23 protein-coding genes are annotated in these 25,234 nt (G+C 65.0%); 9 read left to right on the forward strand and 14 right to left on the reverse strand.

The window, feature by feature from the left end; translation table 11 throughout:
• Window positions 1-52: 52 nt before the first annotated feature.
• The 5 genes from DW352_RS10365 to DW352_RS10380 are packed head-to-tail and all read right to left on the reverse strand — an operon-like array spanning window position 53 to window position 4,461.
• Entirely contained in the window at window positions 53-1,552 is a 1,500-nt protein-coding gene (locus DW352_RS10365) for a 5-methyltetrahydropteroyltriglutamate--homocysteine methyltransferase (protein WP_115690950.1), read from the reverse strand.
• 4 nt (window positions 1,553-1,556) lie between these two features.
• A complete protein-coding gene (locus DW352_RS10370; RefSeq protein ID WP_245434398.1) occupies window positions 1,557-3,152 on the reverse strand; it encodes a hypothetical protein in 1,596 nt (531 codons plus the stop codon).
• A gap of 14 nt (window positions 3,153-3,166) precedes the next feature.
• A complete protein-coding gene (locus tag DW352_RS27320) occupies window positions 3,167-3,703 on the reverse strand; it encodes a hypothetical protein (protein WP_245434399.1) in 537 nt (178 codons plus the stop codon).
• A gap of 28 nt (window positions 3,704-3,731) precedes the next feature.
• Window positions 3,732-4,094, reverse strand: a complete 363-nt coding sequence (locus tag DW352_RS10375; protein ID WP_115690952.1) for a DsrE family protein — start codon at window positions 4,092-4,094, stop codon at window positions 3,732-3,734.
• Window positions 4,095-4,149: 55 nt separating this feature from the next.
• The gene (locus DW352_RS10380) at window positions 4,150-4,461 is read right to left on the reverse strand and encodes a sulfurtransferase TusA family protein (RefSeq protein ID WP_245434400.1); all 312 of its coding nucleotides are present in this window, start codon (window positions 4,459-4,461) and stop codon (window positions 4,150-4,152) included.
• Between the two features lie 20 nt (window positions 4,462-4,481).
• On the opposite strand from DW352_RS10380, the gene DW352_RS26760 reads away from it, so the two are divergent.
• Together DW352_RS26760 and DW352_RS10385 are read left to right on the forward strand one after the other, a co-directional pair.
• On the forward strand, window positions 4,482-4,805 hold the full coding sequence (locus tag DW352_RS26760; RefSeq protein WP_162826898.1) for a hypothetical protein: 324 nt from the start codon (window positions 4,482-4,484) through the stop codon (window positions 4,803-4,805).
• 16 nt (window positions 4,806-4,821) lie between these two features.
• On the forward strand, window positions 4,822-5,793 hold the full coding sequence (locus tag DW352_RS10385; RefSeq protein WP_115690954.1) for a Bug family tripartite tricarboxylate transporter substrate binding protein: 972 nt from the start codon (window positions 4,822-4,824) through the stop codon (window positions 5,791-5,793).
• A gap of 226 nt (window positions 5,794-6,019) precedes the next feature.
• Here DW352_RS10385 and hpxZ read toward each other — a convergent pair whose 3' ends face one another.
• The 3 genes from hpxZ to DW352_RS10400 are packed head-to-tail and all read right to left on the reverse strand — an operon-like array spanning window position 6,020 to window position 8,004.
• Window positions 6,020-6,409, reverse strand: coding sequence for an oxalurate catabolism protein HpxZ (gene hpxZ / locus DW352_RS10390; protein ID WP_115690956.1), 390 nt, complete (start codon window positions 6,407-6,409; stop codon window positions 6,020-6,022).
• A 22-nt stretch (window positions 6,410-6,431) separates the two neighbouring features.
• The gene (locus DW352_RS10395; protein WP_115690958.1) at window positions 6,432-7,820 is read right to left on the reverse strand and encodes an AtzE family amidohydrolase; all 1,389 of its coding nucleotides are present in this window, start codon (window positions 7,818-7,820) and stop codon (window positions 6,432-6,434) included.
• A gap of 1 nt (window position 7,821) precedes the next feature.
• Window positions 7,822-8,004, reverse strand: a complete 183-nt coding sequence (locus tag DW352_RS10400; protein WP_115690960.1) for a DUF4089 domain-containing protein — start codon at window positions 8,002-8,004, stop codon at window positions 7,822-7,824.
• Between the two features lie 1,019 nt (window positions 8,005-9,023).
• Here DW352_RS10400 and DW352_RS10410 point away from each other — a divergent pair.
• Both DW352_RS10410 and DW352_RS10415 read left to right on the forward strand, forming a co-directional pair.
• Window positions 9,024-9,644: a glutathione S-transferase family protein gene (locus DW352_RS10410; protein ID WP_210209960.1), complete on the forward strand. Its 621-nt coding sequence runs from the start codon at window positions 9,024-9,026 to the stop codon at window positions 9,642-9,644.
• 281 nt (window positions 9,645-9,925) lie between these two features.
• On the forward strand, window positions 9,926-11,086 hold the full coding sequence (locus tag DW352_RS10415) for an LLM class flavin-dependent oxidoreductase (RefSeq protein ID WP_115690964.1): 1,161 nt from the start codon (window positions 9,926-9,928) through the stop codon (window positions 11,084-11,086).
• A 155-nt stretch (window positions 11,087-11,241) separates the two neighbouring features.
• On the opposite strand, the gene DW352_RS10420 is transcribed toward DW352_RS10415, so the two are convergent.
• Together DW352_RS10420 and DW352_RS10425 are read right to left on the reverse strand one after the other, a co-directional pair.
• On the reverse strand, window positions 11,242-12,114 hold the full coding sequence (locus DW352_RS10420) for a hypothetical protein (RefSeq protein WP_115690966.1): 873 nt from the start codon (window positions 12,112-12,114) through the stop codon (window positions 11,242-11,244).
• 75 nt (window positions 12,115-12,189) lie between these two features.
• Window positions 12,190-13,545: an MFS transporter gene (locus DW352_RS10425; protein ID WP_115690968.1), complete on the reverse strand. Its 1,356-nt coding sequence runs from the start codon at window positions 13,543-13,545 to the stop codon at window positions 12,190-12,192.
• 432 nt (window positions 13,546-13,977) lie between these two features.
• Here DW352_RS10425 and DW352_RS10430 point away from each other — a divergent pair, with 432 nt between their 5' ends.
• The 5 genes from DW352_RS10430 to DW352_RS10450 all read left to right on the forward strand — a co-directional run bounded on the left by DW352_RS10430 (window position 13,978) and on the right by DW352_RS10450 (window position 20,240).
• A complete protein-coding gene (locus DW352_RS10430; RefSeq protein ID WP_115690970.1) occupies window positions 13,978-15,597 on the forward strand; it encodes an ABC transporter substrate-binding protein in 1,620 nt (539 codons plus the stop codon).
• Window positions 15,598-15,673: 76 nt separating this feature from the next.
• Window positions 15,674-16,687 (forward strand): ABC transporter permease, encoded by a 1,014-nt coding sequence (locus DW352_RS10435; RefSeq protein ID WP_115690972.1) that lies wholly within the window; start codon window positions 15,674-15,676, stop codon window positions 16,685-16,687.
• Complete coding sequence (locus tag DW352_RS10440; protein ID WP_115690974.1) at window positions 16,684-17,577, forward strand: ABC transporter permease; 894 nt, start codon at window positions 16,684-16,686, stop codon at window positions 17,575-17,577. The genes DW352_RS10435 and DW352_RS10440 overlap by 4 nt, the downstream gene beginning before the upstream one ends.
• Window positions 17,578-17,782: 205 nt before the next feature.
• A complete protein-coding gene (locus tag DW352_RS10445) occupies window positions 17,783-19,525 on the forward strand; it encodes a dipeptide ABC transporter ATP-binding protein (protein ID WP_115690976.1) in 1,743 nt (580 codons plus the stop codon).
• Window positions 19,526-19,553: 28 nt separating this feature from the next.
• Window positions 19,554-20,240: a GntR family transcriptional regulator gene (locus DW352_RS10450; RefSeq protein WP_115690978.1), complete on the forward strand. Its 687-nt coding sequence runs from the start codon at window positions 19,554-19,556 to the stop codon at window positions 20,238-20,240.
• Window positions 20,241-20,343: 103 nt separating this feature from the next.
• On the opposite strand, the gene DW352_RS10455 is transcribed toward DW352_RS10450, so the two are convergent.
• The 4 genes from DW352_RS10455 to DW352_RS10470 are packed head-to-tail and all read right to left on the reverse strand — an operon-like array spanning window position 20,344 to window position 25,230.
• Entirely contained in the window at window positions 20,344-21,138 is a 795-nt protein-coding gene (locus DW352_RS10455; protein WP_115694353.1) for an enoyl-CoA hydratase/isomerase family protein, read from the reverse strand.
• A gap of 53 nt (window positions 21,139-21,191) precedes the next feature.
• Entirely contained in the window at window positions 21,192-22,583 is a 1,392-nt protein-coding gene (locus DW352_RS10460; protein WP_115690980.1) for an FAD-dependent oxidoreductase, read from the reverse strand.
• Window positions 22,580-23,173, reverse strand: coding sequence for a cysteine hydrolase family protein (locus DW352_RS10465; RefSeq protein WP_115690981.1), 594 nt, complete (start codon window positions 23,171-23,173; stop codon window positions 22,580-22,582). The genes DW352_RS10460 and DW352_RS10465 overlap by 4 nt, the downstream gene beginning before the upstream one ends.
• Window positions 23,170-25,230 carry a hydantoinase/oxoprolinase family protein gene (locus DW352_RS10470; protein ID WP_115690983.1) on the reverse strand — a complete coding sequence of 687 codons (2,061 nt, stop codon included), beginning with the start codon at window positions 25,228-25,230 and terminating at the stop codon, window positions 23,170-23,172. Before DW352_RS10470 ends, DW352_RS10465 begins: the two co-directional genes overlap by 4 nt.
• Window positions 25,231-25,234 lie beyond the last annotated feature (4 nt).

The raw sequence follows: 25,234 nt of genomic DNA on the forward strand, positions 1-25,234 counted from the left end.
GCTGGATTCCGGGTCCGCGCGTTTCACGCGCGGCCCGGAATGACGGACTTACCTAGCGCAAAGCCGCCGCGACCTTGGCAATGGCCGCGAGCTTTTCCTCGGCGGAGCCGGAGCCGCAGATCGGATTGTCGGCAAAGGTCGCGAAGCCGCAGTCCGGATGCAGTAAGAGACGCTCGGCGCCGAACAGATCGACGGCGCGGCGCACGCGCGCTTCGATGTCCTCGGCCGCCTCGGTGTGGCTGCATTTCTGGTTGACCACGCCGACGCCGATGCGCGCGTCATCCGGCAACGCGCGCAACAGTTCCATCTCGCCGGCGCGCGGCGTGCACATCTCCAGGAGATAGCCGCCGACCTTCATCGCCGCGAGCGTATCGAGCAGCGGCGCGTAGCTCCCGCTGAGCGCCACACTTTCGTCCGGCGTCCAATTGCCGCGACAGACATGCACTGCGGTGCGCTCGCGCGGCGCGCCATCGAGCACGGCATTCATCAGATCGCGCGCGAAAGTCAGTTCGTAGTCCGGCCCTTGCGACTCCGACAAAGCGCCGCACATGAAGCTCGGCCTGCTCTTGGGGCCGCTGAACACGACCTCGGACAGGACCGGCTCGTCGAACTGAACAAGCGAGGCGCCCGCCGCCATCAGGTCCGCAAGCTCGGCGCGCAACGCCGCGACGATATCGGCGGCCAGTTCCTCGCGGCTCTCATAGGCCCGTTCCTGGAGACACTCCATCCACATCGTGCGCGTCAAAAGATACGGCCCCGGCAGCGCGATTTTGATCGGCTTGTCGCTGACGCCGTGCAGGAAATCCAGTTCGTGCAAGGCCAGCCCGCGGCTGCGTCCGATACGGCCGAAGATAGCCGGGTGGCGCACGTCGGCGGCCGGCACGTCGAGCGCACGCAATTCGCGCTCGAACTCCTCCGGATCATCGACCAGCGGCAGCAAATCGGTGAGCGGGATGAGCTGACAGTTGTCGAGCCGCGTCGCGACGAAGCTCGCATAGCTGTCGCGACGCTGCTCGCCGTCGGTCATGACATCGACGCCGGCGCGCTCTTGCGCCGCGGCGACGAGACGCACAGCGTCGTCCGCCGTCTCGTGGAAGGCCGCTTCGTCGAGCTTGCCCTCGACATAGGCGTGCATCGCCTGCGTCATCCAGCGCGGCCGCGGCCAACTGCCAATGCCGGTGACGGCGAGCGGCGGGATTGGCTTGAAGGGCCGCTGTGTGACGGGCTGCGCGGGTGCAATGGCCGCGACTATCGCGGGCTGCAGCGGTGGCGCCGGCGCTTCGGCACGCTCCTCGATCTTGCCTTTGCAGATAAGGAAGCTGCGCTGCTTGCCGGCCTTGGTCCACGACACCAAGTCGTTGCCGGTGAGCCGGCACCAGGCGGGCAGATCCTCGTCGACCGAAATCTCGGTCGAAAGAATTTCCAAGAGCTGTCCGCGTGCCATCGGATCGATGTGCTTGCGGATCAGCAGCAACAAACCGTTGCCACAGTCGAGATCGCCGCCGTCGAACGAGACGTCGGGCGACGCGCCATGCTGGTCGACCGGTTGCATGCGTCTACGTTGCCCTTCGCCGTCCCATCTCGTAGCCAACCGCCGCGCAGCCGATGAGCAGCACCGCGAGGGCGGCCAGCATGCCGGGCGACAGACCGGCGACGTAGGTGGCCTGCGCGGCAGGCGCATGCGCGCCGGCCGGTTGCGCGGACGTGGCGGCACTGGTCGTGGCCGCCTCGGCGTGGCCTTCGCTGCGGCCGATCGCCTGATAGGTCCGCGCCAGCATCGCCCGGCCGACGTCCTTGAGGATGGCCTGGCCGGCGACACGCCCCTGCCCCAGTACGAGATCAACATTGGTCACATCGGGTCCACCGAGATTGACCGACTTGTTGCCCTGCCTGTCTTCGACATGCCAGCCGAGCACGTTGTCGCCTTCGACCCGATCGACCACGATCTTGAAATAGCCCTCGGGGCCGGTCGCGGCGTTGCCCGGCTTGAGCCTGATTTCCTCTTTGTTGACCAGCATGAACCCGAAATTGTGCCCGGTCGGGCAACCGACCGGATAGACGGCGTAACGCTTATCGCCGGCATAGTCGTCGCCGTAGTTGAGGCTGAAGGCCTTCGCATAAATCTTCAGGTTGGCCTTGCCGTCCTTGAACGGCTCCGGCCACGGCGACAGAAAGCCGGCGAGATCGCCGTGCTCGAACACCAGTGCCTTGCGCGCGCCTGTATCCTCGATCAGCAGATCGCTGTTCACCGGCCCAAGCGTACGGTCGAGAACGACATTGCCATTTTCGACAACTTCGATGCGCACGGTGCCGGCGGCGCTGTCGATGCCGGCGACGCGGACGGTGCGATCGCCCGATTTCCATTCGTCCCCGACCGCGGCGAGGCCCGAGAACAGCTTCTCATCGGCGAGCAACAGACGATCCATGCGCACGCCGGAGATCCAGTCGAACACCATCTTCTGCGACGTAACCTCGCGCGCCTGACCTTGGTTGTAGAGCTGGGTGAAGCGCGTGCCCCACCAGTTCGGCTCGGTCTGCGACAATACCGGCGAACCGAACGCCCATTCCCAGTCGGTGCCGGCGATGGTCTTCACATGCAGCGCGTGGTTGGCCATCTTCTCGTGGCCGACCGTCGCGTAGTACTGATAGACCTGCCCGCCGACGACAACACTCTTGCCGGCGGGAATGGTGACGTTCTCCTTCACCACGATGCTCATGTCGTAGTCGATATAAGTCGGCATGCGGCCGAGCACCGGCATGCCCTCGCCGCGCAGCGCGACTTCGCCGCCCATCGTGTCTTCCAGATAGAACAGACCGCCCGGGGGGATGACGACCTCGCCGTTCTCGACGCGGCTCTTGCGGATGAACACACCGTCGAATTTCGGCGGCCGCGGCACGCCAAAATCGTCCTTCATCGCACGGCCCTGCGGCAGCCCTGGCAAACCCGGCACGTAAGCCGGCTTCACCGGACGGTCGGCGACTTCGGAAAACGGCGGCGGCGCAATGTCCTTGGCGGCGATCGGATGCGCGAGCGGCAGGCCGGGCTTGGCCGGCGTCAGCACTGTCGCATAGTCGGTCGCCGATGCCGCTGAGGCGGCCGCAGCCAGCAAAGTCGCCGCGGTGACGAGCTTCAGTCCAACGCGATAAGGCATCGCTTCCTCCCCCGTTAAATTGTCTTCGGCCCCGTCGCTTGCAGACGAGTCGGCGGCACCGGACACGCCGCGCTGCGCCGGCTGAGATAGAGCGTCCCCCAGCCGGTCAGCATCAACGTGTTGAGCGCGATCAGCCATTTCGGCACGCCAGCGAGCAGCGTGCCGGCAAGGCCCAACCCCACCACCGACAAAACCGGCGCAAGACAACTCACGCACAGCGCCGACAAGGCGAGCACACCGCCACCGAGCGCGGCGCTACCGGCCGCCCGGCCGCCATTGCGCCGCGCCGTTGACAAGGCGAAGCCCATGAAGGCCACCGCCATGCCGACCGATGCCGTGGTCCAGATCTCGTCCTTCCGCTTGAAGCTCACCCACCACGCCTCCGAACGTTCGTAAGTGAGCTTGCCGGACGACACGAACTCGTCCGGCAGGAAGCCGCAGTTTTCGGCGTCGGCCGCCGTCGCCGGCATCTCGAACACGGCGAAGCTGACGGCGACGTAAGCGAGCGCCGCGGCGACGAACAAAGCGAGCATCAGGCGATAGGGGATCATCGGCGCCCTCCCGTCGTGAACGACATTTTCAGTAGCTGACGCTCGGCGCGCCCTCGCCCATGAACTCGACCAGCTTGGCGCCGCCGACGATCACCGCGCCGGGTACGAGATTGTTCTCGTCCAGCTTGCGCTTTTTGAAGCACGGAGAGCAGACATAGATCTCGCCACCGGCCTCGACAAAGCTCTTCATCAAATCCTTGAGCGGCGCGAACCCCTCCTCGTGGATGTCATCGGCGTAGCCCTTCTGCGACAGCCGCGTACCTTCGATCGAGAGGAAGACCAGCGTCTTCTTGTCGGATGCAACGGCGGCATTGGCGACGACGAAAGCGACCGTCGCCTTGTCGGTGTCGTTCTTGGCGCAGGTCAGGCTCACAACGAATTTCCCAGGCATGGTTTTTTGCTCCTTGTGGTTTTGCGGGCGGCGCCGATGCGGCAGATGCCGGTGGTCAGCTCCAGTCCAAGCGGGATCGGATCCAGAAACTCTTTGTGGGAGGGTCGTAATGCAGCAGTTCGTTACGGGTCAGCCGGCACCAGGCCGGCAAATCTTCCGGCGCACCGGCATCGAGCGAGATCACTTTCATGACGCCGCCAGGCATTGCCCGCAGGCGCTTGCGCAAATCGAGCACCAGTTCGCCACAGCCGAGATCGCCTGCATCCCAGACGGCATCACATCCCACGTCAGGTGCTTCATCAGGCCGCAGGGAAGATTGCACGGATAACCCCTCGTCCTCCGGCGCGATTGCGCGGAACGTCAGCATGTCAAAGCCACAGCGATGCGATGCAAATTGCCACATTGCGGCAAATCGCATCCGCCATCGAGGCTGATGTAATTGAGGTCAACGAGTTCTTTGGTGCAGCGCTGCCGAGGAACGGCGATCTAGCTCACACGGAGCATGGCGCTTCCAAAAAAGAACTCGCGGGTAAAAGACTATGGCTCGACAGCGCGCGGGTCAAGAAACTTACTCAGCGCTTTTGCCAGAGCGCGATTTCAGGCCCGCCATTTTCATTCCATGGCATTTCGGCGCGGCGGCCCCGCCACAACCCAACCAATTGGCGTCTTGACGCATCCCGACAACCGAACAAGGATTTCGGTACCAAGTAATAAGGGAGGATAAATAATGCGCACACTTTTCTACGGGGCCGTTGCAGCCCTCGTGACGCTGGCCGGTTCGGCCAACGCCCAGACCTATCCGTCGCGTCCTGTCACGATGGTCATCCCGTTCGCGGCGGGCGGACCGACCGACGTGCTCGGCCGCATCATGGCGCAGGCCATGGGCGAAACGCTCGGCCAGACCGTCGTGGTCGAAAACGTCGGCGGCGCCGGCGGCATGACCGGCGGCAAGCGCGTCGCCGACGCCGCGCCCGACGGCTATTCCATGCTGCTCGGCACCGTGGGCACGCAAGCGCAGGGGCAAACGCTTTATAAGCGCCCGCTCTACAACGCCGTTACCGACTTCACGCCTGTCGCCTTGATCGCCGACGTTCCGATCGCGCTGCTCGTGCGCAAGGACCTGCCGGCGAAGGATCTCAAGGAGTTCGTCGCCTACGCCAAGGCCAACCAAAGCAAGATGCAGTTCGGCTCGGCCGGTGCCGGCTCGGCCACGCATCTCGGTTGCGTCGTGCTCAATACCGCGATGGGCACCAACATCACCCACGTCCCCTATAAGGGCACGGGGCCGGCGATGCAGGATCTGATCTCGGGACGCATCGACTACATGTGCGAGATCATCTCGACGGCCAAGCCGCAGATCGACGGCGGCAGCGTGCGCGCACTCGCGATCATGACCAAGGATCGCTCGCCCGTGCTGCCGAACTTGCCGACTGCGATCGAACAAGGATTGGACGTACAGGCCTACACCTGGAACGCGCTGTTCCTGCCGAAGGGCGCTCCGGCCGACGTCGTTAAAAAGCTGAACGAAGCGACGGTGAAGGCGATGGACATGCCGGCGGTGAAAGAACGCCTGCAAGGGCTCGGCGCGATGGTGGTCGCACCCGATCGCCGCAGCCCCGCTTATCTCGGCTCGTTCGTGAAGAACGAAATCGAGAAATGGGCCGCGCCGATCAAAGCGAGCGGTGTGCAGATCGATTAGGCAGGCTGTGGCCCTCCCCGTCATCCTGAGGTGCTCGGCCACCGATCTCGGGTTTACCCGAGATCGGCATTCTTGATGCGCAAGTCGGCTATAGCCGACTTGCGTGGCCGAGCCTCGAAGGACGACGGGGAGGATATGCGCACACTATGACAAGCCCGCCGTCGCCCTTCGGGGCTTGCCGCTCATGCGGCTCGCACCCGAGGGTGACGGCTCATAGAGGCAGGCCTTACTTCTTCGGCTCTTCCATCAGGCTGACGTGGGCCGCGACGACCCGCCAGCCTTCGGGGAATTTCACCCAGGTCTGCATCTGCCGGCCGATGCGGCCGGGCGCCGAAGGGCGCTCGTAGAGCGTCGACGCCACGGCGAAATCACGGCCATAGGTCGTGATCACCGTCTTGGACAATGTGCGGCCGAGTGCGACCGGCGAGCGGGCGGCGCGGAAGGCGGCGATCTCCGCATAACCGTAGAGGTTCTCCGTCGCGCCGTAGCGGATCGTGCGCGCGTCCTTGCGGAACGACGCGTCGAGCGTATCGACGTCGTTCGTCACCAGCGCCTTCTCATAGCTATCGAAAGCGGCCTTAACCTCGGCCACGACCTCCGGCAGGTCGATTTCCATCATCGTCTCTCCTGATTTCAGATCAAAGATTGGGGCGGGGCGCGGTGGCGGCGCCCATCCGCTCGAGCGCGTGCGCGATGCGCAATGCGACGTCTTCGCGCCACGGCGCGGCGATCACCTGCACGCCGATCGGCAAAGGTGAGAGCGGCACCGGCACGGTTGCCACCGGCAGACCGATGAACGAGATCGGCTGCGTGTAGAGGCCCATATTGGCGCGCACCGGCATATCGACGCCGTCGAGCGTGAAGTTGACCTGGCCGAGCTTGGGCGCGGTGCACGGTGTTGCCGGCACCAGGATCGCATCGTAGCGCTCGAACAGCTTCAGCACCTGCTCGCGATACCAGCGGCGGAATTTCTGCGCCTGCACCACGAGCGTGCCCGGCACCATGGCGCCGGCAATGAAGCGGTCGCGCACGGCCGGGTCGAAGTCGTTGCCCTGCTTGCGCAAGCGGCCGATATGCAACGCCGCGCCCTCCACCGTCGTGATCACGTAAGCGGCGGCGCGGGCGCGCGCCGCTTCCGGAATCTCGATCTCGGCGCGAGCGCCGGCTGCCTTGGCGATGCGGTCGAGCGCTTCCAGCGCCTCGGGGGACGCGCCCTTGCGGAAGTAACCGCCGGCCGTCGCAATGCGCAAACCGTCGAGCCCGCGTTCGAGCAGCGGCAACGTCGGCTCGGCCGCGCGCTGCGCGCAAACCGGGTCTTCCGCGTCAGGTCCCTGCATCACATCGTAAGCCAACGCGAGATCGCGCGCCGAGCGCGCGAACGGTCCGAGATGATCGAGGCTGGCGACGAAGGGAAACGATCGCGCGCGCGTGAGACGGCCATAGGTCGGCTTGAGACCGAAGATGCCGCAAAGCGATGACGGAACGCGGATTGAACCATTGGTGTCGGAGCCGAGCGCGATTTGCACGAGACCGCCGCCCACCGCACTTCCCGACCCGCCTGATGAGCCGCCGGTCATGCGTGTCAGATCATGTGGGTTGCGCGAGGGACCGTCGTGCACATTCTCGCCGGTGAAGTCATAGGCGTATTCGCCCATGTTGAGCGCGCCGACCAGCACGGCGCCGGCCGCTTCCAGCCGGGCGATCAGCGGTTGATCCTGCGTCGCGGCCGGATGCGTGCGGTTGATCTTGGAACCGGCGACCGTCGGCAAGCCCGACACGTCGAACAGGTTCTTGACCGCGAAAGGCACGCCCGCGAGGGGCAGCGCCTTCTTATCGGGCGAAGCGTCGATGGCCTTCGCCTTGGCGCGGGCACGATCGGCGGTCACCGCGGTGAACGCGTTGAGCTGTGGATTGAGCTTTCCGATGCGCGCGAGCGCGTCGTCGACGACCGCGGCGGCGCTCGCCTGCCCGCTTGCAACCGCCTGCGCGATCTCCGCCGCGCTGTCCCAGGAGAAATCTTTGCTCATGTCAGGCCTTGAACACCGGCGCGGGCTCCGCCTCGTCGGCGAGCGGAAATTCAGCCACCGAAGCGGCGTGTTGCAGCGTCACGGCCAAATTCGCCTTCACAGCCGGTCGCCATGCCGGATCGAGCGGCAGGTTCAGCGCCGCCGCGGCGGCGGTGATGAAGTCGTCGAGGGGATCGTTGGCCATCGGTGTCATCCTTCTTCGGCCCACTTCTTTGGCCCGCAGCATGCAAATTTGCGGCCAAGAGTCGAGATAAGAGTCGAGATAAGAGTCGCGATGATAGTCGAGACGACCGGCGACAGGTACGCCGCAGCGTCGTAGCCCGCGTAAGCGAAAGCGACATGCGGGAGGGAAGATGCCGCACGGTCGGACCCGGATTTCGCGGAGCCTGTCGTCGGGCGGCGCTTCGCGCCGACCCGTTGGCTCATCCGGGCTACGATCGCCGTCATGCCCGCGAAAGCGGGCATCCAGTAAGCTTGCTTGTCGTGGCCGGACGACAGCCATAGCTCCGCCGCCCGTGTTCTTTGAAAAGGCGCCGGGTGCGCCTTGCATTGCAAGGTCTTCGCTCCGCGGCTCTCTCTGGAAAAAATGGAGGGCGCGCGGGACGCCACTGGGTCCGACGGACCCACGGACCTCGATGCCTCGCGACATCGAGGCTTGTCGAGGTGAGTTAAGCCGCAAGTCCGCCAGTCCCGTGGCGTCCCGCGCGCGGTGTTTAATCGGTTTGCTCCGCAGCGCCCCCGGTGGACTACCCGTTTCAGGCGCCCTCCCTTCCGGGCTTGGGCGCCTATCCACCGCTATGGGCCCGCGCGGCCGTCGTCACGTTCCCAATTCTGGCGACGACGGCCACCCTGGGCCAGGCCCCGTGATGCACGGCAAGCGCATCGGGACGCTGCGGTTTGGACCGCCGGAGGGAAACTCGCGCCGCATCTCCGACGCTTCCAGTCCGGCCACCGCTCCCCGCCCCGCGTCTGGAGACGCTGATCAGACACCCCTCGCAGTGGGGCGGGATGAAAAGGACTATAGTCCACATTGGAATATGGGGCAAGCAGAAATAGGAATATTTATCTGAGCGCGCCCTGGCCGGCGATCGTAGCCCTCGCCGAGGCCGACCGCCCTCCCGCGACGCCGCGGGCAATGCTATGGCAACCGCGCCACCAAGTGATGCTTTCATTCTCTCTCGCCGATCAAGCCGAGGAATACCAATGACCGTCTCCGGTCAACTGACTCTGCGCTCGACCCTCACCTCCCCGTTCGGACGCAAAACACGAATGGCCGCGCTGGTGCTCGGCGTCAGCGAGCGGCTCACACTTCACCCGGCGGATACGCTGAACGAGACCGACACGCTGCGTGAACAGAACCCGCTCGGCAAGATGCCGTGCCTGCTGCTGCCGGACGGCACCGCGCTCTACGACAGCCGCACCATCATCGAATTCCTGCAGGAGCTGTCCGCGGGCGCATTGCTGATCCCGGCCTATGGCATCGCGCGCTACACAGCGCTGACCAGGGCCGTGCTCGCCGACGGCATTGCCGATGCGGCTTTGCTGATGGTCTACGAAGGGCGATTCCGCGAGCCCGGCACGCATTCCGACCGTTGGCTCGCGCATCAGCGTGGCAAGGTCGCGCGTGCGCTCGCCGCATTCGAGGCGGCGCCGCCGCCGGTGGCGCCGACCGACGTCGTCGCGATCGCGCTTTCCTGCGCGCTTGGTTATCTCGATTGGCGCAAGCCGGTCGCCTGGCGCGAGAATCATCCGCGGCTGGTGCAATGGCTCGATGCCTTCGCCGCGCACGAGCCAGCCTTCAACGCGACCAAGGCGCCGGGCTGAGGCAGCTTCGTTCTGCGCCGCCGCATTACTGTCATCCCGGGCGAGCGAGCGTTAGCGAAGCGAGACCCGGGATCCAGTACGCCGTGCCTTTTCAATCTTGCTGCGGCGTACTGGGTCCCCATCGCAAGTCGGCTATAGCCGACTTGCGCACTTTAACGGCGGACATCGGGTAAACCCGATGTCCGCGCGCGGGGACGACAGTCCATGCTGGCGTGGGCCGCGGCCCATAGCACCGCGCGATTTCTGCGTTTCATAACAGGCTCGCAGGCTGGACATTTGCGATGTTCCAGCATGAACTGTCGCGCACGTCGCAAGCGCCACGTGCGACGATAAGAAACGATCGGGAGGCCGAGGTGAAGTTCGCGCATTTTACGCACATCTGGAACAAACCAGGCCAGACGCCGCACCAGCGCTATGAAGAGCTGTGGCGCGAGCTCGAACTGTGCGACGAACTCGGCTTCGATTACGGATTTTGCGTCGAACATCATTTTCGTCCCGACGAAAGCTGGATGTCCTCGCCCGCGCTCTACACGGTCGGCGCCGGCGCCCGCACCAAGCGCATGCGCCTCGGGCCGATGGGCTTCATCGCGCCGCTTTACCATCCGCTGCGGCTGGCCGAAGAGATCGCCATCGTCGACCAGATGCTGGGGGGACGCATGGAATGCGGCCTGGTCCCCGGCATCAACGCCGACTATTTCCGTCCCTTCGGCGTGGACTACGATCTGCGCAAGACGCCGACGCTCGAATTCGTCGATTACATGCGCGCGGCCTATGGCGAGACGCAGCCGTTCTCCTGGCACGGCGAGAACTTCCACACCGACAAAGCCCAGGTCTCGGTGATGCCGGTGCAGAAGCCGCATCCGCCTTTGTGGATGATGAGCCGCGATCCGCGCACGCTCGAGTTCTGCGCCGAGAAGGGCGTCAATCCGGGCTACTTCCTGGTCTATCCGCGGGCGGACGCGGCGCCGCGCTATCGCGTGTTCCTGGAGAACTGGAAGAAGGCCGGCTGGCCGCGCAAGCCGAACATCGCCTACTGCACCGTCGTCTATGTCGATGAGACGGACGAGAAGGCACTCGACGTCGCGCTGACGCGCGCCTCCCGCGCCTATGAAGGCTTCCTGCCGCCGCCGAAGCCCGGCGAGACCTTCGACGAGCGCGTGCGCGAGCACGCCAAGAAGTTCATCGGCCGTGGCGAGCCGGGCGCCTCCGAGATCATGGCCAATGTATTCAACCCGGACTACCTGATGAAGCACGATCTGGTCTTCATCGGATCGCCGAAAACGGTGGCCGAGAAGATCCGCGCGACAGCCGAGGCCGGCGTCTACAACGTGTTCCTCGGCGAATTCAATTTCTCCGACTTGCCGGCGGAGGACCTGATGCGCTCGATCAGGCTGTTCGGCGAGAAGGTGATCCCGGCGCTGCGCGATTACGAGCCGTTCTAGCGTGCATTGCGCTTAGCTGGAATCGCCTCACACTCCGCTCGCCCCCGCGAAAGCGGGGGCCCAGGGGCCAACAGCACAAATATTTCAAATGCCGCGCTGGATTCCCGCTTTCGCGGGAATGAACGGGGAATGTTTCAACCTGACCACACACTGCTCTAGAACTTGCAATCGCGCGTGAAGCGGGACGCCAGCGCAACGGCGCCGTCGCTCGGCAACGTGACGGCTGTGTCACGCGCTTTCAGCGTCAACGTGTCGGCACCGCTTAGCGCGCTGATGAGTTTGCGCGGCTCGGCAAAACGCCCGGTCAGGAAGCCGGCGACGTCGCCGCCGTCGAACAATTCGACGCGACCGGACGCGGTGTAACTCTGGGAGCCGCTTGTGAATGTCAGCGGCAGGGTCTGGCCATTCTTGACCTTCTCCGGCAGCACTGCGGTCTTGACGATCAGGTTCTTGCCGGCGGCATCGCAGGTCAATGACGCCTGCAGCCAACCGGCCGACGGCTTGCCGAAAATCAACTGCGGCGGCTCACCTTTGGCGGCTTGATAGATCCACACCAACTGCTGTTCGTCGTCGAGGCCATAATCCCAGCCGATCTTGCTCGCGCAGTCCTTGCCCGCCGCGTCGAGGGCTTTCGCCGCAGCGGCTCCAGCCGGAAACGGCGCGTCGTCGATACTGAGCTTGAACGTCTTGTCCTCCGGCGCGATGAGCCCTGCGACGAGTGCGTCGGCGGCTTTGCCGTTCGCAAAGGCCCATGTACCGACGTCACTATCGACGATCAGCGCGCGATCGCCCTTGGAGAGCGCCAGCATCGGCCGCTTGCTGTCGCTGCAGCCGACCACCACGGCGTGCCGTGCTCCTGCGACGGTGGCAATGCCGAGAGCGACACGGCTGCCGCCGCCCACCGTTTCGATGCGCCAGCCATCCACACCCGCGGCTTTGGCGGCTACATCGGCGAGCGTGTCGGCCGCCACGGCCGGCGTTGAAACGGCCATCGCGATGACCAGCGGGACAAGCGATGTCAGACGCATGAAGCCCCCATACTGCGCGCCCGAACCGGCGCGCAGTATTGTCTAGGGCGCGAGTGTCGCCCCTGTCGACCGGCCTTACTGCGCGTCGCGCAGTTCGGGATGCTTCTCCAGCCTCTCCACGTTCAATTGGTGGATGACGAAGCAGACCACCGCGCCGAGCGCGAAGGGCAGCGCCGACCACATATAGAGCTGCTCGACCGGCATGCCGACGAACAACGCGCCGACGAGCGGGCCGGCAATCGAGCCGATGCGGCCGATGCCGAGTTGCCAGCCCGACCCGTTACAGCGCAGCGAAGTCGGATAGACGAGTGCGCCGATGACGTTGATGCCGGACTGGATGCCGAGCACGAGGAAGCCCGCGATGAACGTCGCGACGAGCAGCGTCGACTGCGACTTGAGACCGGCAAAACCGATATAGCCGACCACCGGCACCGCCAACACAAACATGATCGCGACCGCCATGAAGCGGTGCTTCTGCAGCCACCAGCAAAGCGCCAGCGCGCCGATGGTGCCCCCGATCTGCAGGCTGGCGCCGGCGAGCGCCGCCGTCGTCGGCGGCAGCTTGGCGGCGGTGAGCAAGGTTGGCGTCCAACTGATGAGGAAGAAATAGCCCATCAGATTGAGCGCGAACAAAACCCAGAGCAGCGGCGTGATGTAAGCGAGCCCCTGCCCGAACAGATATTTTGGATTGAAGCCCGAAAACTGCTGCTGCTCATCCTCGATGACGAAGCGCGCGTTGGGAGGCACCACCGTGCCGGGGCAGATCGACCTCACGAGCCGCTCCATCCGGCCGCGATGGCCCTCATGCAGCGCCATGTATTTGACCGACTCCGGCAGGCCGACGATCGCCGCGAGGGCGAGCACGATCGGCATGATGCCGCCGATCTGGAAGATGATCTGCCAGCCGTGTTGCGGCACGAGCGAGGCCGTGACGAAGCCGGGTATGGCGCCGCCGAGCGGCACGAAGCCGACGGCGATAATGGCGAGCGTCGCGCGCAGGCGGCGTGGCGCGCTTTCGGCATTGATGGCGACGACGTTGGGGATGACGCCGCCGATGCCGAAGCCCGCCAACAGCCGCAACCAGAACATCTGCTCGAGGTTGGTCGACCACGCCGCTGCGAGTGTGAAGACGCCGAACACGAGATTGGCGGCGATGAGCGCGATCTTGCGGCCGTAGCGATCGCCGATGAAGCCGAACAGAGCCGAGCCGAAGAGGATGCCGACAAGGCTTGCGATCAGCACCGGCCCAAGCGCCTTGGGCGACACGCCCCATTCCCGCACCAGATGCGGCGCCGCGAAGGCGATGGCCGCGATATCGTAGCCATCGATCAGCACAAGTAAGAGCGACCAAATGATAAGGGTGATCTGGAACGAGCCCAGGCCGCGCTCGTCGAGCAGGCGCGATACCGGGACGACCGTTTGATCAGTCATCGTCAACCTCCCGATGCGGCCGTTTTTGTTGCTTGGAATGCGGCCGTCACGCACAGCCTAACTGACCGAATTCTCGATTAAAATGGCGCGATAGCGGCATGCACAGCGTCACGCGGGAGCGGGCAAGGCCCCAGGCTCGCCCACGCCCCCGCGCATGGCCAAGCAACTTGAGCGCTGTATTTTTTGCGGCGGCCATACAGGCCGGTCTGCGCCGTGACGGGCCTCATAGCGCGACAAGCAACGCACAGTGCGCGTGCTTATTTTTTGTGCATTTATTTTTAACTGTATGCAATGCGACGCGACTGCGCTGGCCGGGTCTTAGCCGCAACGACGAATTCTATCGCACCGCCAGCATGATAGACGACGCTTTCCCCGCGGCCGCAATTGGCACGGCCTTTGCGGAGAGACCCTGTCCATCTCGGAGGGTCCCTTATGAAGCGTCGTGATTTTTTGCAATCGGCGGGCGCCGTGGCGGCCGCATCGGCCGTCTCCGCCCCGGCCGTTTTCTCTCCTGCCAAAGCTCAATCGCGCAAGGAGACGCTGCTGCTGGTCAGCGAGAACGGGCCCAACAACCTCGACATCCATGGCGTCGGCACCAACCGTCCGGGCTATGAGGTGTCATGGAACTGCTATGACCGCCTGATTGTCAACGACAAGAAGAAGCTGGCGGACGGCACCCTCTCTTACGACCGCGACAAGTTCAAGCTCGAGCTCGCCGACGACATGGTCACCGGCGACATGAACGTCACCTTCAAGCTGAAGAAGAATGCCAAGTTTCACGACGGCACGCCGATCACGGCCAAGGACGTGAAATGGTCGTTCGACCGCGCGGTCGGCGCCGGCGGCTTCCCGACCGTGCAGATGAAAGCCGGGTCGATGGTCAAGCCCGAGCAGTTCGTCGCGGTCGACGACTACACATTCCGCGTCGACTTCCTGAACAAAGACCGGCTGACGATCCCCGACATCGCCACCATTGTGCCGAGCATCTACAATTCCGGGCTGCTCAAGAAGCATGCGACCGAGAAAGATCCCTGGGCGCTCGAATACACCAAGAACAACACCGCCGGCGGCGGCGCCTTCAAGGTGACAAGTTGGAAGCCCGGCACGGAGGTTATCTACGAGCGCAACGACGCCTGGGTCAGCGGTCCGTTGCCGTCGCTCAAGAAGATCATCTGGCGCATCGTTCCCTCCTCGGGCAACCGCCGCGCACTGATGGAACGCGGCGACGCCGACATCTCCTTCGATTTGCCGAGCAAAGACACGGCGGAGATGAAGAAGGAAGGCAAACTCGCGATCATCGCCAACCCGATCACCAACGGGATGTATTCGGTCGAACTGAACGTCAAGAATCCGCCGTTCAATAACGAGAAAGTCCGCCAGGCCGTCGCTTACGCGCTGCCCTATCAGAAGATCATGGACGCGGCCATGTTCGGCCTCGCTATTCCGCTGTTCGGCGGCGCCTCGAACACCGTCACCAATACCGACTGGCCGGCCAAGACCGGCTACACCACCGACATCGCCAAGGCCAAGGCTCTGATGGCGGAAGCGGGAGCCGCCAACGGCTTCGAGACCACGCTCTCCTTCGACCTCGGCACCGCCGATATCTGCGAACCGATCGCCGTGCTGGTGCAGGAAAGCCTCGCCCAGATCGGCATCAAGACCACCATCAACAAGGTGCCGGGCTCGAACTGGCGCAGTGAGATGGCGAAGAAGTCGATGCCGCTGATGATCAACTTCTTCTCCGGCTGGCTGGATTATCCAGAGTACTTCTTTTTCTGGTGCTACTCCGGACAGAACGCGATCTTCAACACGCCGAGCTACCAGGACAAGGAGATGGACGCCTTCATCGACGGCGCCCGCGCTGCGGCGGCGACCGGCGACAAGGCAAAGTACGAGAAGGACGTCATCGGCTTCATCTCCAAAGCCTACAACGACGTGCCGCGCGTTCCGCTGTTCCAGCCGATGCTCAACCTCGCCACGCAGAAGAACATCTCGGGCTACTGCTATTGGTTCCACCGGCAGGTCGATTACCGCTCTCTGGTGAAGGCCTGATGCGACATCCGTCCGCGGGTGCGCCGCGTCGGCGCCGTGCCCGCGGACGATCGCGACGACAAAGGGATAGACAGGGATGATCACAACCATCGCCAAGCGGCTTGTGACCGTAGTCCCGACGCTCATCGGTGTGGTGATCGTCACCTTCCTTCTCACACGCGTCCTGCCGGGCGATCCCGCCGTCTACTTCGCGGGTCCCGCGGCGACGCCGGACTCGATCGCCGAGGTGCGCAAATCGCTCGGTCTCGACCGGCCGCTGCCCGAGCAGTTCGGCCGCTATATCAGCGATCTCGCCCACGGCAATCTCGGCAACTCGCTGTCAACCGGCCAGCCGGTCGTTGCCGAAATCAGAAGCCGCCTGCCCGCTTCGGCCGAGCTGACTTTGTTCGGCCTGATCCTGTCGCTCGTCATCGCCGTGCCGCTCGGCATCCTCGCCGCGATCAAGCAAGGCTCCTGGATCGATCACACATGTCGCGTGGTCGCCACCGCCGGCGTGTCGCTGCCGGTTTTCTTCACCGGCCTACTGCTCGTCTATGTCTTCTATTTTCGCCTCGGCTGGTCGCCGGCGCCGATCGGACGGCTCGACGCCTTCGCCAGCGCGCCACCGACGATCACAGGCTTTTATGTCATCGACAGCCTCGTCACCGGCGACTTTGAGACCTTCCGCGCCGCGTTCGGCCAGTTGTTGCTGCCTGGGGCGACGCTCGCCATCTTCTCGCTGGCGCCGATCGCGCGCATGACGCGTGCATCGATGCTCGCCGTGCTCGCTTCCGACTTCGTACGCACCGCACGCGCCTCCGGCCTCGCCAACAGCACCGTCATCCTCACTTATGCCTTCCGCAACGCCATGCTGCCGGTCATCACCACGCTCGGCATGGTGTTCTCGTTCCTGCTCGGCGCCAATGTGCTGGTCGAGAAGGTGTTCGCCTGGCCGGGTATCGGCTCCTATGCGGTCGAGGCGCTGATCGCCTCGGACTTCGCGCCGGTCCAAGGCTTCGTGCTGGCGATGGCGATCCTCTATGTGGCGCTGAATCTCGTCATCGACATTCTCTACGGTCTGATCGACCCGCGCGTGAGGCTGGAAGGATGACCGACACCACCGTCCCGCTCGGCACGCCCGCGGCGAAAGCGCCGAGTAACTCACTTTTGCGCCATGCCCGTTACGTGATGGCGGACAATCCGGTCACCGGCTTCGCCTTCGCGCTGTTTCTTTTCATCGCGCTCTGCGCCGTCTTCGGCCCGTATGTGGCGCCCTACGACCCGCTGGCGAGCGACACCACGGCGACATTGCAGCCGCCTTCGCTCGCCCACTGGTTCGGCACCGATCTGCTCGGCCGTGATATCTTCAGCCGCGTGCTGGTCGCCACACGGCTCGACTTCATCATCGCCCTGAGTTCGGTGGCCCTGGTCTTCGTCCTGGGCGGAATCGCGGGCGTCGCCGCCGGATTCTTCGGTAGCTGGACCGATCGCATCATCGGCCGCATCTCCGACACCATCATGGCCTTCCCGCTGTTCGTGCTCGCCATGGGTATTGTCGCCGCGCTCGGCAATACCGTCACCAACATCGTCATCGCCACCGCCATCATCAACTTTCCGCTCTATGTGCGCGTCGCGCGCGCCGAAGCGAACGTGCGGCGCGACGCCGGCTTCGTGCAGGCCGCGCGCCTGTCGGGCAACGGCGAGTTTCGCATCCTCCTGATGCATATCCTGCCGAACATTATGCCGATCATGATGGTGCAGGTCTCGCTCACCATGGGCTACGCCATCCTCAATGCTGCCGGCCTGTCCTTCATCGGCCTCGGCGTGCGCCCGCCGACGCCGGAATGGGGCATCATGGTGGCCGAAGGTGCCGCCAACATCATCTCCGGCGAATGGTGGGTGGCGCTGTTCCCCGGCCTCGCGCTGATGCTGGCGGTGTTCTGCTTCAACCTGCTCGGCGATGGCCTGCGCGATCTCGTCGACCCGCAACGGCGCACGTGAGGCAACGATGTTACGGACGGTGCCGCTTGCTCCGCTTCACCTCTCCCATAGGGAGAGGTCGGCGCACGAAGTGCGCCGGGTGAGGGGTTATGGCCTATCGATAGATCGTTACCCCCTCACCCCAACCCTCTCCCCAACGGGGAGAGGGAGCCCGCCGTGCCGGCTGCATTCGCATCCGACCGAACAAGCGAAGTGAGTGGCGACCATGGACGCGCAGACCTACCCCGAAGCCGACCTGACCACCGATCCCAAGCTGCCGCTGCTCGACGTGCGCGACCTCACCGTCGAATTCGCCACGCGGCGCGGCACCGTGCGCGCCGTGCAGCATGTCGACATCTCCGTCGCCAAAGGCGAGACGCTCGGCATCGTCGGCGAGTCCGGCTCAGGCAAATCGGTGACTTCCTACGCCGTCATGCGCATCCTCGATCGCGCCGGCAAGATCGCCGACGGGAGCGTCATGTTCTCCGGCCTCGATTTGCGCACCGCCTCCGAAGGCGACATGCGCGATCTGCGCGGCCGCGAGATGTCGATGATTTTCCAGAATCCGCGCGCGGCCCTCAACCCAATCCGCAAGATCGGCAAGCAGATCGAAGACGTGCTGCTGCAGCACGCGCAGGTCGGCAACGAGACCGCCGCTGACAAGGCGATCGAGGCGCTGGAGCAAGTGCGTATCGCCCGGCCGCGCGAGCGCTATCACGCCTATCCGTTCGAACTCTCAGGCGGCATGTGCCAGCGTGTGGTGATCGCCCTCGCGCTTGCCTGCCGGCCGCAACTGCTCATCGCCGACGAGCCGACCACCGGCCTCGACGTCACCACGCAGAAGGCGGTGATGGACCTGGTGATGGAGCTGACGCGCGCGCGGGGAATGTCCACCATCCTCATCACCCACGACCTCGGCCTTGCCGCCGCCTATTGCGACAAGGTGGTGGTGATGGAGAAAGGCAAGGTGGTCGAGACCGCCGCCTCTGCGACGATCTTCAAGCAGCCGGCGCACGATTATACGCGCAAGCTGATGCGCGCGACGCCGCGTCCCGGCGTGAGCCTGCGCGGCCTGTTACCGGAGGGCGAGAGCGCGCGGCCGGCAGCTGCCGCCCTCGGTACGCCGGTCAACGCCGATGCGAAACCATTGCTCGTCGTCGAGAAGCTGGTGAAGGAATATCCGCGCAAGGGCGGCCCCTCGGCCTTCTCCAAGTTGTTCGGGCCGAAGCCCACGCCGCAGCCCGAATCGTTCAAGGCTGTCGACGGCATCAGCTTCACCATCGGCCGTGGCGAGAGCGTCGGCTTGGTCGGCGAGTCCGGCTGCGGCAAGTCGACGACGTCGATGATGCTGATGCGGCTCATCGACAAGACCTCGGGCCTGATCCAGTTCGACGGGGAGGACATTGGCGAAATCCCCGCGCGGCAATTCGCCAAGCTGCCGCTGCGCAAGCGCATTCAAATGGTGTTTCAGGACCCGACGGACAGTCTCAACCCCCGCTTCACCGCGGCACGCGCCATCGCCGATCCGATCCTCCGGCTGGGTAACCTCACCGGCCGCGGCGCGGTGCGGGCCCGGTGCGAGGAACTGGCCGAACAGGTTGGGCTGCCGCTCGACCTTCTCGACCGGTTCCCGCATCAGCTTTCCGGCGGCCAGAAGGCGCGCGTTGGCATCGCTCGCGCCATCGCGCTCAAGCCCGATCTCGTGATCCTCGACGAACCGACTGCGGCACTGGACGTCTCCGTCCAGGCCGTCGTGCTTAACCTCTTGCAAGATCTGAAAGATTCGTTAGGCATGAGCTATCTTTTCGTGTCCCATGATCTCAACGTGGTGCGACTCCTCTGCGATCGTGTCATTGTTATGCGGGGCGGACAGATCGTCGAACAGGGCCCGACGGAGCGAGTCCTGGTGGCCCCGGAAGCGGACTATACCCGCGACCTGCTGACGGCGATCCCACACCCGCCGGTGTGACCCGCCGTTGCCGGAGGCAATATCTCGCATGAGCATGCCCGTATCCGCGGCCCAAAGCCGCGCCGAAACCTTGCCGCGCAAAACGCGGTCGGAAGAATTGCGGCTCCAGCTTGCCGACGAGATCGTGAATGGCAGCATCCTGCCCGGCACGCCGCTGGATGAAATCACCATTGCCCGCCGGTTCGGCGTGTCGCGCACGCCTGTCCGCGAGGCCATCCGGCTCCTCTCGGCGAGCGGCCTGGTCGAAGTCCGCCCGCATCGCGCCGCTTTGGTCGCGCAGCCGAGCGAAGACCAACTCGCCGGCATGTTCGAAACCATGGCCGAACTAGAAGCCCTCTGCGCGGGCTTTGCCGCCGAGCGCATGACGATTGGCGAACGGCGGGCGCTGGAGGACATCCACGAGCGGCTGCGCGTCTTGATCCAGGCCGGCGATCCACAGCGCTATCACGAGCTCAACGAGATATTTCACACGACGATCTACAACGGCAGCCATAACAGCTACCTGATGGAAACAACGGTGATGACGCGGGCGCGCGTGCAGCCGTTCCGTCGCGCGCAGTTCCGCAATCTAGGCCGCCTCGCGCAATCGCATGTCGAGCACGACCGCGTCGTCGAAGCGATCCTGCGCGGCGAGCGCCTCAACGCCGCCAACGCCATGCGGGCGCATATCGTCATCGTGCGCGACGCGTATAGCGATTATTCGGAGTCGATTTGAGAGACTGCCGTCATCGTCCGCGAAAGCGGACGATCCAGTAACCACCACCCTCCCCATCATGTACTTGATGCCCCGCTTGCGCGGGGCATGACAGCAAGAAGATTCACGCCCCCTTCCACTGCGGCGGACGCTTGTTGAGAAACGCGTCCATGCCCTCGCGGAAGTCCTGGCTCATATAGCAGCTCAGGATCAGGTCCTCGCCCTCCTCGCGCGACAGCCGCCGCGTGAGGCGCGCCAACGCCTGTTTGGTCGCGGCCAAGGTGAGCGGCGCATGGCCGGCGATCAATGTCGCGAGTTCATTCGCGCGGTGTTGGAGCGCGGCGTGATCCTCGACAACCTCATTGAGCAGCCCAACGGCAGCCGCCTCCTCGGCACCGACCAGACGCGCGGTGAAGATCAGGTCCTTCACCCGCGCCGGCCCGACCAGCGCGGCGAAGCGGCTCAAGTTGGACATCGACAGGCAATTGCCCAGCGTGCGCGCGATGGGAAAGCCGATCCGCGTGGTCTTGGTGCCGATGCGCATGTCGCAACAGGCGGCGATACCAGCGCCGCCGCCGGTGCAGGCGCCGGAGATGGCGGCGATGGTCGGCACGCGACACTGCTCCATCGTCGTGAGAACGCGGTCAATCCGGCCTTCATACTCCAACGCGTCCTGCGGGGTTTTGAAGGCACGAAACTGATTGATGTCGGTGCCCGAGGCGAAGGCCTTGTCGCCGGCGCCTTGAAAGACGATGACCTTGATGGAGCGATCCTCGTTGGCCTTCTCGCAAATCGCCGCGAGACGCTCGTACATCGCGAAGGTGAAAGCATTACGTGCCTGCGGCCGGTTGAACGTTGCCCAGCCAATGCCGTTCCTCACCTCGAACAGGAGGTCTTCGTTTGCTGTCGTTTGATCCATGGTGCCCTGGCTCATGTGAACGCCAGACATTGTGAGACCGGCAGCGCCGATACTCAAGCGAGGGCGGCGGCCGCTTTGCCCGCGAGACGCCCCAGCACGGTCGCCGTCAAAAGGCCGTTGCCGGAGAGATAGCCCGCCGCGGTTTCGCCCGACACGCCGGCCGCCGCGCCGCCGGCCGCAAACAGATTGGGAAACAGGCCGCCGTCCTGACGTTTCACGCGCGCCTGGGCGTCGACGGCAAGTCCTCCCTGCGTGTGGAACAGCGCGCCGGTCACCTTCACCGCGTGATAGGGCGGCGTCAGCACCTGTGCCGGCTTGAACACGCGGCCGAAGCGGTCGGCGCCGCCGCGCGCCTTCAGCGCCTCCACTTCTTTACAGTCGGCGGCAAACGACGCGAACGGCACGCGCATGCGCGCGGCGAGCTCTGCCAGCGTGTCGGCAGTGATCAGCGCCCCGCCCTTCTCCGCCGCACGGAAATCCTCGAACTGCCGCGCGATCTCGGCAATGCGCGCGTCGAACACGTCCCACGCGATCTCGCCGGGCTGGCGCAGCACCTCCGCGGCCTGTTCGGAATAGCCATGCGTCTCGTCGCTGAAACGACGGCCTTGCGCGTTCACCTGGAAGCCGCCCTCGGCGACGACCGCCCAGGTGATGAGGATGTTGTGCGGCGTCGCCACTGAACCGTGGCCCTGATAGGCGGAGAGATGCGCGAGCTGCGCCGCGAGCGCGCGGCCCCACAGCACCGCCTCGCCCTGATTGCCGGGATGGCCGAAATAGAGCGCGTCCGCCATCTCCGGAATGAGTTCGCGCACCAGCGCGGCATTGCCGCCATAGCCGTTGCAAGCCAGAACAACCGCGTCGCAGCCGACCCTTTCACGCCCGCCATCCGCGCGCGTCAGCTCGACGCCGCGAATGCGGCATTGCTCATCCGCAAACAGAGTTTCGACGCGGCTTTCGGTGAGGATTGTGACGTCGGCGGCTTCCGCGGCGCTGCGCAGGCGGTCGATCAGCTCGGCGCCGGAGCGTGTCGGCAGGCCATGCATTCGCATCGCCGAATGGCCTGGATAAGTGAAGTGGTCGATGACATCGAACGGCAGGCCGTAAGTCTCCGCGAGCCATTCGACCGTCGGCCCGGATTCTCTTGCCACCACCTCGACCAGCGCAGTGTCGTTCTCATGATGCGCCTTGCGCTGAATGTCATCAGCGAACAGCACAGGGCTGTCCGCAATGCCCTTGGCGCGCTGGAAGCGTGTGCCCGCCGCAGGGATCAAACCCGCCGATAGCGCCGTCGACCCGGCCGGCACGGCGTCGCGCTCGATCAAGATCGGATCGGCGCCCGCCTCTTTCGCCGCCAAAGCCGCACACAAACCGGCCGCGCCAGCGCCGACGATGACCAGCGCCACCTGGGCCTCAAAACTTTCCGGCGGCGGCAGGACGCGGCTCATCCGATGCTCTTGAGCACCTCGGCAATGGCGGCGATATCGGCGACCGGGCGCAAACCTTCGATCGCGGCCTTATGCATGGCCGGCGTCGGCGCGGCGCAGCCATCTTCCAGCACGGTGACCTCGATGTCGCGCACATGCGCATCGCGCACGGTGGAAGCGACGCCGCCATTGGTGACGATGCCGCCGACGATCAGCCGCTCAATACCGAACTTGCGTAGGAGCCATTCGAGACGGCTCATATAGAAAGCCGAGTAAGCGAGCTTCTCGACCGTGAAGTCGAGCGGCTGCAGCTCATCGACCACCTGTTGGCCCCACGAGCCGGGCAGGAAATCGCCCTTGCGCAGGAACGGCCGCAGCTTCTTCAGATGCGGTGAGATCATCGGTTCGCCGCCGCGGCCCGGCACCAAGGTGAACAGGGTGCCGCCGACCACGCCGCCTTTGGCACGCAGCGCATCGGCCAGCGGCTTGAGCTTTGCCGGCAAGGCGGCCGCCTCGGCGCTGACGGCGCCGCCGCGCGCATACGCGCCGTTCGGATGAATGAAGTCGTTCTGCAGATCGACCAGCAGCAGCGCCGTTGTCGCTAAGTTCATGACTTGCGCTCCACGACCAGATTGCCCAGCGCATCGACGCGGCCGGCAAGATCGGGATCGATGAAGATGGTGGCGTCGGGCTGCTCCAGCACCGCCGGCCCTTCGATCACGCTGCCGGCTGGCAGATCGAGCCGCGACCACACTTTCGTCTCATGCCACTGGCCACCGTGGAACACTTGGCGCGCGCCCTTTGCCGCTTTGTCCAGAGACGCATCCGCCCCCGGCGAGAAAGCCGACAGGTCAAAGGCTGGACGACGACCGATCGCCGCCGTGCGCAGCGAGACGATGCGCGTCGGAATGCCTGGCAGCAGCCGGCCGAAGGCGGCTTCGTAGGTCTTATCGAACGCCGCGCGGATCGTTGTTTCGGTGACACCGGTGCCGTTGTCACCGAACGTCACCGGCAGCGGCACCGCCACCGTATGCGTCTGCCCAAGATAGTGCATGTCGAGTTCGAACAGCACATCGATGCGCTCGACGGCGATGCCGGCGGAGTCCACCACCGCCTTCGCTTCCTTGCCGGCCGTCACCATGCGCTTGTCGAGCGCGGCGATGTCGAGGCCGTCCACCATGAGATTGACGGTCTGCACCTGATCGTGGCGCAGGTCGGCGATGACGCAGCCCAGCGCCGAGGTGACGCCGGGGAAGCGCGGCACCAGCGCGCCCTTCAGTCCGATCTCCTTCACCAGTGCGCTGACATGCAGTGCGCCGCCGCCGCCGAACGGCATAGCGACGAACTTCGCCGGATCGTGCCCGCGCTCGATCGAGACGAGCCGGATCGCGCCGGCCATGCGCGCATCGGCGACCCGGACGATGGCTTCGGCCGCCGCCATCACGTCGATGTTCAACGGTTGCGCGACATGCGTGGCGATGGCGCGCTTGGCCGCCTCGACGTCGAGCGAGGCGAGCTTGCCCCCGATCGGCCGCGCCGCATTAATGCGGCCGAGCACGACATGGGCGTCAGTGAGCGTCGGGCGGTCATTACCCTGCCCGTAACAAACCGGGCCCGGCACCGAGCCGGCGCTTTCCGGGCCGACCTGCAACAGACCGCCGCGATCGACCCAGGCGATGGAGCCACCGCCGGCGCCGATGGTGGTGATCTCGATCATCGGCGTGCGAATGACCATGCCGAAGTCGATGGTGGTCTGCGCCGCCAGCGACGGCTTGCCGCCGGCAACCAGCGACACGTCGAACGAGGTGCCGCCAAGATCGCCGGTGATGATGTTCTCGTGCCCGGCCGCGCGGGCAATCGCCGCCGCGGCGATGACCCCCGCCGCCGGCCCCGACAGGGCCGTGCGCACGGGCAGGCGGCGCGCGGTCCTGGTCGACATCACGCCGCCGTTCGACTGCACGATGTGGAAGGTGCCTTTGAAGCTGTTGTCGGCGAGCGCATTTTCGAGACGCGCCAGATAGGCCGCGACGCCGGGCTGCAGATAGGCGTTGAGACCCGTGGTCGAGGCACGCTCGAATTCGCGGATCTCCGGCAGCACCTGGTGCGACGCCGAGACATGCTCGTTGTGCCACACCGCCTGCGCCGCTTCGAAGGCGCGTCTCTCGTTCTCTGCGTTGGCATAAGCGTTGATGAAGATAATGGCGAGCGCCTGCGCACCCTTCGCTTTCAGCGCTTCCGCCGCCTTGCGCACGGCATCGACATCGACCGGCGTGCGGATCGATCCATCCGACAAGGTGCGTTCGTCGACTTCGAGGCGCAGGTCGCGATCGGCGATAGGCGTGAAGTCGCCCCACAGGCCCCAGGTCTGGCGCCGATCGCGGCGGCGCATCTCCAGCACGTCGCGGAAGCCGCGCGTGGTGATGACGCCGACGCGCGTGCCCTTGCGCTCCAGCAGCATATTGGTGCCGACCGTCGTGCCATGCACGATTGAGCCGAAATTCTCGACTTTGCCGAGCGCTTCGAGGCCCTGCATGAAACCGGCGGCTTCGTTGCCACGGTTCGACGGTACCTTGGCGGTGCGGAACGTGCGCGCAGCCTCATCGAACAGGAACAGATCGGTGAACGTGCCGCCGACATCGACGCCGACGATGGCTTTCTTTTCGCTCATCTTC

The organism is Pseudolabrys taiwanensis, from assembly GCF_003367395.1.
GTDB classification, from domain to species: Bacteria; Pseudomonadota; Alphaproteobacteria; order Rhizobiales; family Xanthobacteraceae; genus Pseudolabrys; species Pseudolabrys taiwanensis.